Source organism: Pseudomonadota bacterium (assembly GCA_022572885.1).
Classification (GTDB): domain Bacteria; phylum Pseudomonadota; class Gammaproteobacteria; order Steroidobacterales; family MnTg04; genus MnTg04.
In genome coordinates, this window is record JACZVC010000034.1 from 21,574 (window position 1) to 30,850 (window position 9,277).

The 9,277-nt window shown below is 51.8% G+C and carries 8 protein-coding genes; 2 read left to right on the forward strand and 6 right to left on the reverse strand.

Translation table 11 applies throughout. The annotated features are described in order from the left end of the window. Positions 1–4: 4 nt before the first annotated feature. The 5 genes from IIA05_11490 to IIA05_11510 form a co-directional block, all read right to left on the reverse strand. Entirely contained in the window at positions 5–1,399 is a 1,395-nt protein-coding gene (locus tag IIA05_11490; GenBank protein ID MCH9027716.1) for a tyrosine phenol-lyase, read from the reverse strand. Between the two features lie 41 nt (positions 1,400–1,440). After that, on the reverse strand, positions 1,441–2,811 hold the full coding sequence (locus IIA05_11495) for a tryptophanase (protein MCH9027717.1): 1,371 nt from the start codon (positions 2,809–2,811) through the stop codon (positions 1,441–1,443). A gap of 263 nt (positions 2,812–3,074) precedes the next feature. Then, the gene (locus IIA05_11500; protein MCH9027718.1) at positions 3,075–3,623 is read right to left on the reverse strand and encodes a hemerythrin domain-containing protein; all 549 of its coding nucleotides are present in this window, start codon (positions 3,621–3,623) and stop codon (positions 3,075–3,077) included. A gap of 211 nt (positions 3,624–3,834) precedes the next feature. Next, positions 3,835–4,452: a response regulator transcription factor gene (locus IIA05_11505; GenBank protein ID MCH9027719.1), complete on the reverse strand. Its 618-nt coding sequence runs from the start codon at positions 4,450–4,452 to the stop codon at positions 3,835–3,837. Continuing rightward, positions 4,449–5,600, reverse strand: coding sequence for a PAS domain S-box protein (locus tag IIA05_11510; protein ID MCH9027720.1), 1,152 nt, complete (start codon positions 5,598–5,600; stop codon positions 4,449–4,451). Before IIA05_11510 ends, IIA05_11505 begins: the two co-directional genes overlap by 4 nt. A gap of 163 nt (positions 5,601–5,763) precedes the next feature. Here IIA05_11510 and IIA05_11515 point away from each other — a divergent pair, with 163 nt between their 5' ends. Then, entirely contained in the window at positions 5,764–6,993 is a 1,230-nt protein-coding gene (locus tag IIA05_11515; GenBank protein ID MCH9027721.1) for an alginate export family protein, read from the forward strand. Positions 6,994–7,111: 118 nt separating this feature from the next. Then, entirely contained in the window at positions 7,112–8,227 is a 1,116-nt protein-coding gene (gene nirK / locus IIA05_11520; protein MCH9027722.1) for a nitrite reductase, copper-containing, read from the forward strand. A 257-nt stretch (positions 8,228–8,484) separates the two neighbouring features. Here nirK and IIA05_11525 read toward each other — a convergent pair. Beyond that, positions 8,485–9,277: transposase (locus IIA05_11525; GenBank protein ID MCH9027723.1), on the reverse strand; the 793-nt coding region annotated here is incomplete at its 5' end.

Genomic DNA, 9,277 nt, shown 5'->3' on the forward strand with positions numbered 1-9,277 from the left:
ATGATCAGGATATCGGTTCGAAACGAGCCTGGAAGAAACGCAAATACTCGGGTTCATACACCATTTTTAATCCACGAATCTCGTCGCGCCGTTTATAGACATCAATGACGGATTCTGTGACTAAGTCCATATGGGCCTGCGTATAAACGCGGCGCGGTATGGCGAGCCGCACAAGTTCCAGCGGCGGACGACGGTTCTTGCCGGTCGTAGGATCGCGTCCGGCAGATACGTTGCCTCGCTCCATCGTGCGAATACCGGACTCGATGTAAAGTTCTGCGGCAAGCGCTTGCGCCGGATACTCATCCTGATCCACGTGCGGCAAAAACCGTTTAGCGTCGAGAAATATCGCATGCGATCCGATTGGCTTGACAATTGGGATACCGGCACGGTCGAGTTTCTCGCCCAGGTAACGCACCTGACCGATACGAGCCGCCTGATGCTCTTCTGTAACTGCCTCCCGAATGCCCTGCGCCATAGCCTCCAAGTCTCGCCCCGCGAGGCCACCATAGGTATGCAGACCCTCATAGACGACGACCAGGTTTTGCGCCTTTCTGAATAGTTCCTCGTCGTTGCACGCAAAGAAACCGCCGATATTCACGAGCGCGTCTTTCTTGGCTGACATGGTACAGCCATCCGTTAGATCACAGATCTCCCTGAGAATTTCGCGAACTGATTTGTGTGCATACCCGTCTTCCCGTTCCCTGATGAACCAGGCGTTCTCAATTGTGCGCGTTGCATCAAGCATGATTGGAATTTCATGCTTGTGGCAGTAGCTATGTAATGCCCTGAGGTTCGCCATGGAGAAAGGCTGTCCGCCTGCCATGTTTACATTGCCTTCAAGGCTAATGTAGGGTACGCGTTTTGCGCTAACCTCCTGCACAAGCCGATCCAGCTTGTTAATGTCTACATTACCCTTGAACTGGAATGAGCTTTTGGGATCATGCGCATCGTCAACGATGACATCCACAAAAATTCCGCCAGCCAGTTCCTGATGCAGGCGAGTTGTAGTGAAGTACATGTTGCCAGGTACATGGTCGCCCGGTTTAATAAGAAGCCGAGACATCAGGTTTTCGGCGCCACGGCCCTGATGCGTCGGCACCATATATGCGTAACCGTAGTATTCTTTAATAACGGCTTCGAGGTGATAGAAGTTCTCGCTTCCTGCATAGGCCTCATCACCCAGCATTAGCCCCGCCCACTGCCTGTCACTCATCGCGCCAGTGCCGGAATCTGTCAACAGGTCAATGTAGACGTCCTTGCTTCGGGTCAGGAATGTGTTGTATCCAGCTTCCCGAATAGCCTGTTCCCGCTCCTCTCGCGTCGTCATCCTGAGAAGCTCGACCATCTTGATTTTGTATGGCTCGGCCCAGGCACGTTTGTCCACATTTTGCATACTCATACTTCTTCCATGGTTATCTTGTAACAGAGTCTCGTGTTCGCTCAGACCCAGTCGAATTCGGCTGTGAAATGTCTCAGAACCTGTGGCGCGCACACGATGCGCATGCCTCGGATATCGCTACGTCTCTCCCACACGAGATTTATGCCTTCGAGCACATAGTCCATATGGCTCTGCGTATAAACCCGGCGGGGAATAGCGAGACGCACCAGATCGAGGCGGGCAGGGTGTTCTTCCCCCGTATGCGAATCGGCGCCGAACATCACAGTGCCAATTTCGACGCTGCGGATACCCGCTTCAAGGTACAGTTCCACGGTCAATGACTGCCCCGGATACTGCAGCGGTTCTATGTGGGGCAGAAAACGTCGGGCGTCGAGATAAACTGCATGCCCGCCTGCGGGCGTGACGACCGGGACTCCCAATTCACGCAGATGCTCGACGACGTAACGCGTCGACAGCAGCCTGTAGTCAAGATAGTGCTCGTCCAATACTTCACGCAGTCCAACGGCAATCGCTTCGAGATCGCGTCCAGCCAGGCCACCATAAGTAGGAAACCCCTCCGTGAGAATCAAAATGTTGCGTTCCCGGTGTGCCAACTCGGCATCGTTGGTACACAGGAAGCCGCCGATGTTTGCGAAGGAATCCTTCTTGGCCGACATCGTGCAGCCGTCCGCGTAGCTGAACATCTCACGAGCGATATCGATGGGTGAAGTATCCTCGTATCCAGGTTCGCGTCGCTTGATGAACTGCGAATTCTCGGCAAAACGGCAGGCATCGATATAGAAAGGAATACTGGCGCCCCGCGCGATCCGGCTGATTTCACGAATGTTGGCCATCGAAACCGGTTGGCCACCGCCGGAATTGTTGGTCACAGTGACCATTATTAACGGGATCCGCTCCGGTCCCTCGTCCGCAACGAGTTTATCCAGTGCCGCGATATTCATGTTGCCCTTGAACGGGTATTTGGATTGGAGGTCATCGGCCTCGGAACACGGCAGATCTTTCGCTTTGCCGCCAAAGAATTCGATGTTCGCCCTGGTTGTATCGAAATGGGTGTTGTTTGGAATGATGGAATCCGACTGCACCATTACGCCGAACAAAATGTGTTCGGCCGCACGCCCCTGATGGGTTGGGATAACCTGCTCGAAGCCGAAAATGTCTTTCACCGTATCGCGGAAGCGATACCAGCTTCGAGCACCTGCATATGATTCATCGCCTCGCATCATGGCGCCCCAAGCTTCTGACGACATTGCGCTGGTGCCCGAGTCGGTTAACAGATCGATGATGACGTCTTCCGCGCGCAACAGAAACGGATTATAGCTGGCTGCCTTAATCATTTGTTCGCGTTGCTCACGAGTTGTTAGCTTAATTGGTTCTACCGTCTTAATCCTGAACGGTTCGATGATAGTCTTCATGATTCCTGGAACTCTTAATTCGCGGGCACAGCATATTCAGGCTTGCACGCTAACCGTCGTAGCACGTGTACGATATACGTGAAATTCCCTATGGCGAACGCTCGCATTCCGTCGGCCTGTACGTCGACGGAAATTACGATCTCATCCGCCACCAGCAATTCGAAAGGGCCGGCCACAAAAATCAGCAGAGAAAAAACCCATGGTCACACTGGTTTTCGATGTACGCTTCAAACCCACCTATCTGAGCTTTCGGTACCGGCATTCTATTCGGTTTGATCGGTAATCAACCGGTAGAGACGCTGGTATTTGTCAGCGATCACTGCCCCGAACAAAGGATCTTCGATGGCATCGGCTTCCTCATCGATTACTTGCCAATCCTCTTTTGTGAGAACAATCTTGGCCAATGCAAACAGCTTTTTTTCCTCTTTCACCATGTGCTCACGCAGCGTACGAATGTAGGCAACACCTGAAGTCCCGAGTTGCTCACGCACTTCGACTGAATCGTCGACCGATGTGCGGAGAAACTTGTCGAATTTCTGGCCAGCCAACCCGATGGAGATATGTTCTTCCAACAGATCGTCGACGTCGGCGCGAGCTCCAGGTTCACGCTTCAGGAGTTTTGCAAAGATTAATTCCTCTTTCGGATGATGAAATTGATCAGGATACTCAGTCATGTAACGCATGATGCCATGCAGCAGAGGATAGTCTGGTGTTTTCCCTACCCCGATCGCCAGAATCTCAGACTCGAGAAGATCAAGTAATTTCGCAACGTTGGCGTGGTCACGATCCAGCGCTGCAATAATATCGAACATCTGGTTTGGTGTTCCCACTCATTTTTGAATTGAATCCTAGTACGCGCGTTGGCTTCCATACTGCTCCGAATACTCCTACAGACAATACGCGGCGCAAATCCGATGTTTTACCTACTGTAATCTCGGTTAACCCCTAGGTGGAAATGGTGTTTTGCTTGATTGGGGGAACGATGCGGCGAGATTTACCGCTGCCAGGCGGATACAAGAATGGCTAAGACTTTTGCTGTATTTGCATTGCCATGCGAACGAGATGGGCCAGGGACCTGGCCTGCATTTTTTCCATTACCCGGGCGCGATGAATTTCGACAGTACGTTGACTGACTTCCAGGTCGCCCGATATGACCTTATTGGCCTTGCCCTGAACGACCAGCTCCAGAACCTGTTTTTCCCGTGGCGTTAATTTTGCGATCCGTTTTTCAACCTCTTCTCGCTTGAGCAACGCATCTCTATTTTTGCGGTCGTCTTTGAGCGCCTTATTGATGCGATCGAGAAGTTCATGATCCCTAAAAGGCTTCGGGATAAAATCGATGGCTCCTCGCTGCATTGCTTCCACGGCCATTGGAATATCGCCGTGGCCGGTAATGAAAATGATTGGCAATATCGCCCGCATATCAATCAACTTCTGTTGTAGTTCCATGCCGCTCATACCCGGCATTCTTATATCCAGTACGAGACAGCCTGGGCGATCAGGATCGTATTCGGCCAGGAACTCTCCAGCCGAGGCAAACGATCGGCTGGTCAGGGCTACCGATTTCATCAGGAGACTTAGCGAATCACGCACGGCCTCGTCGTCGTCAACAAGAAATACTGTTGGGCTGTACTCTGTCATGTCCTGCCCTCGGAGATTACGGGCAACGTAAAGTAGAAAGTTGTGCCCCCAGAAGGATTCTTTGTAAAGCTCAACACACCACCATGTGACTCAATGATGGATTGGCAGATTGCAAGTCCCAGACCCATTCCGGAGGGCTTGGTCGTGAAAAATGGCTGAAAGATTTTCTCTTCGGCTTCTTTCGTGATCCCGCTGCCATGGTCTGTCACCACTATTTTCACCTGGTCGGTTTCGAACTCGCTGACCGAAACTGAGATCCCTTCGTCATGTTGATCCATGTCCATCATCGCATCAATACCATTGCGAATCAGGTTCAGAACGACCTGTTGAATTTGCACGGTGTCGACCATAATTTTTGGCAAGCCTTCGGCAAGGTCAATCGTCAACGGAATACCATTGTCCCGGGCATCGACCTCAGCAAGAGCTGCGACATCGCGGATAAGATCGTCACAGCTCACCTCCCGACGACCGAGTTCTCTTTTCTTGACGAATTGTCTGAGTCTTCGGATAACTTCACCGGCTCGTTGGGCCTGCGAGTTGCATTTTTTCAATGTAGCCAGAATTTCGTCATCATCGCTTTTTCCGGATTCGATCAGGCGCTGACAGGCCTCAGTGTATGTTGCGATCGCAGTCAGCGGCTGGTTCAGCTCATGGGCCAGGCTTGCCGCCATTTCACCCAGCGTACTGAGGCGACCGAATTGGGACAATCTTTCGCGTGTCTTGTGTATTTCCTCTTCGGACCGCTTTCGTTCGGTTATGTCCCGGATTATGCCGACAAATCTGGGCTGATCATCCGTTGGAATTTCGCCAACGGAGAGATCGATCGGAAAAACCGAACCGCTTTTTCGCTTACCCTGAGCTTCCCGGCCGATTCCGATGATCCTGGCATTACCAGTTTCAAGATAATTACGAATAAAGCTGTCGTGTTCGCTTTTATACGGCTCGGGCATCAATAGCGACACATTTTCTCCTACAACTTCCTCGGCACTGAATCCGAAAATGACCTCCGCGGCAGAATTGAAGGTCTCAATGCGACCCCTATGGTCGATTACAATAATGGCATCGACGGCCGCATCGAGCAGCGCTTTCCATTCGGGTGCTGCAAACGAATGGTTGTCTGCTGCCGGCCGTTCAGAGCGATCGGGCATAAGTACAATCCCAGATACAGCTACGCATAGCACCGAATACCGATTGCCAGTTTGCGGCAGTATAACTCTGTAGTATGCAAATTGGTAAGTCGACGATAAACCATTTAACTGATCTTACGACTTCTGTCCAGACACAGCTAGAGGAAAAAATCAAGGTGAGGAAATGCTACTCCGCATCCTGTTTTTGTTGATTGCATTTGCGTCTACAGCATCCCTACCGACATCTACAGCGCGTGCTGCCGACCAGGAGCAACCTAAACCCGAGTTGACCAGGGACGGTGAGTTCAACCTGAGTTTCCGATATCGGTATGAATTTGTCGATCAGGATGGTATCGCTAAGAACACACACGCGTCGACTCTTCGAACACGATTTGCGTATCGAAGCTCGTACTTCTCCAACTTTGGATTCGTGATCGAATTCGATGATATAAGTTCAATCGGCAACGATCTCTACAACAGCACACGCAACGGAAATACAAACCGGCCGGTCGTGGCCGATCCGGAAGGCACTGAAGTTAACCAGGCGATGATTCTTTACAGAGGAATCGAAAATAATGTCATCCGAGCAGGCCGCCAGCGAATCACACTCGATAATCACAGATTTATCGGGAACGTCGGCTGGCGACAGAACGAGCAGACCTACAACAGCTTTTCACTCAGCAATATGTCGCTGCCGGATACGACTATTGAGTATGCGTACATCGAAAACGTAAAGCGGGTTTTCGGGCCGGATAGTGGTGCGCCACCAGCAGATTTCCAAAGCGATTCCTCCATTCTGAATGTAAAATATGAGTGGGTACCCGATTGGGATGTCACGGCATATGCCTATTTTCTTAATCTCGAAAACTCCCCATTGTTATCGAATAAAACATTTGGGATTCGCGTAAAGGGAGGCAATGTGGTCAGCAACCGGATTTCAACTAGCTATACACTGGAATACGCGCATCAAAAGAACTACGGCGACAATCCCAACAACTACAGTGTTGACTATTTCCTGCTGGAGGGCGCACTTACTACCACTGGTATCACCGGGAGACTGGGCTACGAAGTGCTGGAAGGCAACTCCATCCAGGCCTTTCAAACGCCCCTGGCGACGCTGCATGCTTTTCAGGGCTGGGCAGACAAATTTCTAACAACGCCCTCCGGCGGCATCGAGGATCTTTACTTCTCACTTGCGACGAAGATTCGCGGAGCGAACATTTCACTCATTCATCACCGGTTCGATCCTGAAGCGGGCGGTCCGAAATACGGCAGCGAATGGGGCTTAATGATAAAAAAACCATTCGCGAATCGTTACACGTTGGTGTTCAAATACGCCGATTACGACGCCCGCAGCTTCGCGACTGACACTAAAAAACTCTGGGTCATGTTCATTGCCGAATTCGGTAACTGACTGTATTTGATCAGTAGAAATACGTACCCGTGGTTGTATTTACGTATTTTATTGAGATTCATTCGTACTTATATTGGCAACATCGAGATTCGGAGTTTGGTAAGGTAACATTTATTTGATGAACGCAAGATTGGGAGAGACAGGCATGACCCGTACATTGAGACTATTGGCAGGCACATGCCTGGCTTTTGGCGCTTTTGGTTTGCTTAATGCAGAGACAGCGACTGATATAAGCCATCTGGAGCGTGTTACCCAGATCCTCGTGGCACCTCCATTTTTGCCGGAACACGAGCAGATTGCCACAGGCGACCCCAAAATCGTTCAGGTGCGAATGGTGATCGAGGAAAAACTGATGGACGTTGGGCCCGGAGGCGCGACAATCCATGCCATGACTTTCGAAGGTAGCGTGCCGGGTCCGATCATCGTCGTTCATGAAAACGATTATGTTGAATTTACGCTGGTCAATCCCAAAACCAACACCTTAATGCACAATATTGATTTCCATGCAGCCACAGGTGCGATGGGCGGAGGCGATCTTACAAAGGTAGCGCCGGGGCAGGAAGTGACGTTTCGCTTCAAAGCCATAAAGCCCGGAGTATTTGTCTATCACTGTGCTCCTGGTGGCACGATGATTCCATGGCATGTCGTTTCGGGGATGAACGGAGCAATCATGGTGCTTCCGCGTGATGGACTTAAAGATGCTGACGGTAACCCGGTTAAATATGACAGGGCGTATTACATTGGCGAACAGGATTATTACCTGCCGACAGATGAGAATGGGAACTACAAGAGATATCCCAATTCGTTGGCCGGATTTGCAGATATGCAGAAAGTCATGAAAACTCTGACTCCAACCCATGTTGTATTCAATGGCTCGGTAGGAGCGCTAACCGGCGATAACGCGCTGACCGCGGAAGTCGGTGAATCGGTGTTGTTCATTCATGCGCAGGCAAACAGGGATACTCGTCCGCATCTGATTGGTGGCCACGGGGACCTCGTCTGGCGTGGCGGATCTTTTGCCGATCGACCCGCAACTAATCTGGAAACCTGGTTCGTGGCCGGCGGTTCAGCGTCAGCTATGATGTACACCTTCCGACAACCTGGCCTATATGTGTACTTGAACCATAACCTCATCGAAGCAATACTCCTTGGTGCGGCAGCCCACGTCAAAGTTGAAGGTGAATGGAATGACGATCTGATGCTGCAGGTCAGTGACCCAGGTCCGATCCAATAATCGCGTACAATAAACAAGAATAAACAAGGACATCCACAGTAATAAACAAGCAGTAATAAACAAGGACATCCACAGTCTTCACGAAAGTTTAACGAGGACATCCACAGTCTTCACGAGAGCCCGTCGCCAACACCGTCATCGACAGGCATTTGGATCGTGTGATGGAGCCGGTGAATTGTCAGCTATCGATATTGGTTATCGGCAACAGGCAGCAGTACGCCTCCGGCAACCGGATAAGCACTGTGGTGGGCAGAGCGTTACGATGGGGTGGCGTCAGCTGTGGTTGGGATTAAATGATGTTGCAGTCCGTGCATCCAGCGCTGCCCAAGATGCTCACAATAGGCCTGTAATGCTTCGAGCGAGCCCAATGCACGGCCATGCCAGGAATTCATTCGTCGAAGATCTTTTAGCCAAGTCTCCTGATCCGTGTTCAGCCGCTCCAGGATAAGAGGCAAATCCGGGTCGATCCGCCCGCGCTTGCCCGGGCGCCACTCGCGGCCAGTCCACTCCACCAGTGCGAGGTAATCTTGCCAGCAACAGGGTAAGGCAGGACGGGGTTGTTGGTCTGCGAATCCCAGCAACGATGCGCCCTTGCCGTTGATGCGCGCATGCACCGAGGTATGGACCGAGGTTTCCGGGGTGGTTGCCAGTTTGGCCCGGATCGGGTTGAGATCCACATAGGCCATGCAGCGTAACAAGGCGGCCTCATCCAGCAAGGCCTGGACTTTGAACCGCCCCTCCCAAAAGCGCCCGCTGCAATCGTCTTCCCGGTTGGACCGACGCGCCAGCGGTTCGTTGATACATCGCATGAACCAGCTCAGGCTGGCAAGACGCTCGCGATAAACACTGATCCAGTCGGTCACGCCGTCAGGGGACGGACCGTGGCCGTTGGCCTCGGCGACCACCGCCGGGACCGCAAACACCTGGCCCCAGCGCGCCAGCACTTCCGCATCGTCCCAACCCTTGGCCGTTGCCGGTGTCAGGCGGACCACTAGGTGATAGTGATTGCTCATCACCGCATAGGCACAGACATCGATCGCGAACACCTTG

Excerpts from the sequence above, each read along its gene's own strand:
- IIA05_11490 (MCH9027716.1), bottom strand. The coding sequence starts at position 1,399 with ATGAGTATGCAAAATGTGGACAAACGTGCCTGGGCCGAGCCATACAAA.
- IIA05_11495 (MCH9027717.1), bottom strand. The coding sequence starts at position 2,811 with ATGAAGACTATCATCGAACCGTTCAGGATTAAGACGGTAGAACCAATT.
- IIA05_11500 (MCH9027718.1), bottom strand. The coding sequence starts at position 3,623 with ATGTTCGATATTATTGCAGCGCTGGATCGTGACCACGCCAACGTTGCG.
- IIA05_11505 (MCH9027719.1), bottom strand. The coding sequence starts at position 4,452 with ATGACAGAGTACAGCCCAACAGTATTTCTTGTTGACGACGACGAGGCC.
- IIA05_11510 (MCH9027720.1), bottom strand. The coding sequence starts at position 5,600 with ATGCCCGATCGCTCTGAACGGCCGGCAGCAGACAACCATTCGTTTGCA.
- IIA05_11515 (MCH9027721.1), top strand. The coding sequence starts at position 5,764 with ATGCTACTCCGCATCCTGTTTTTGTTGATTGCATTTGCGTCTACAGCA.
- nirK (MCH9027722.1), top strand. The coding sequence starts at position 7,112 with ATGAACGCAAGATTGGGAGAGACAGGCATGACCCGTACATTGAGACTA.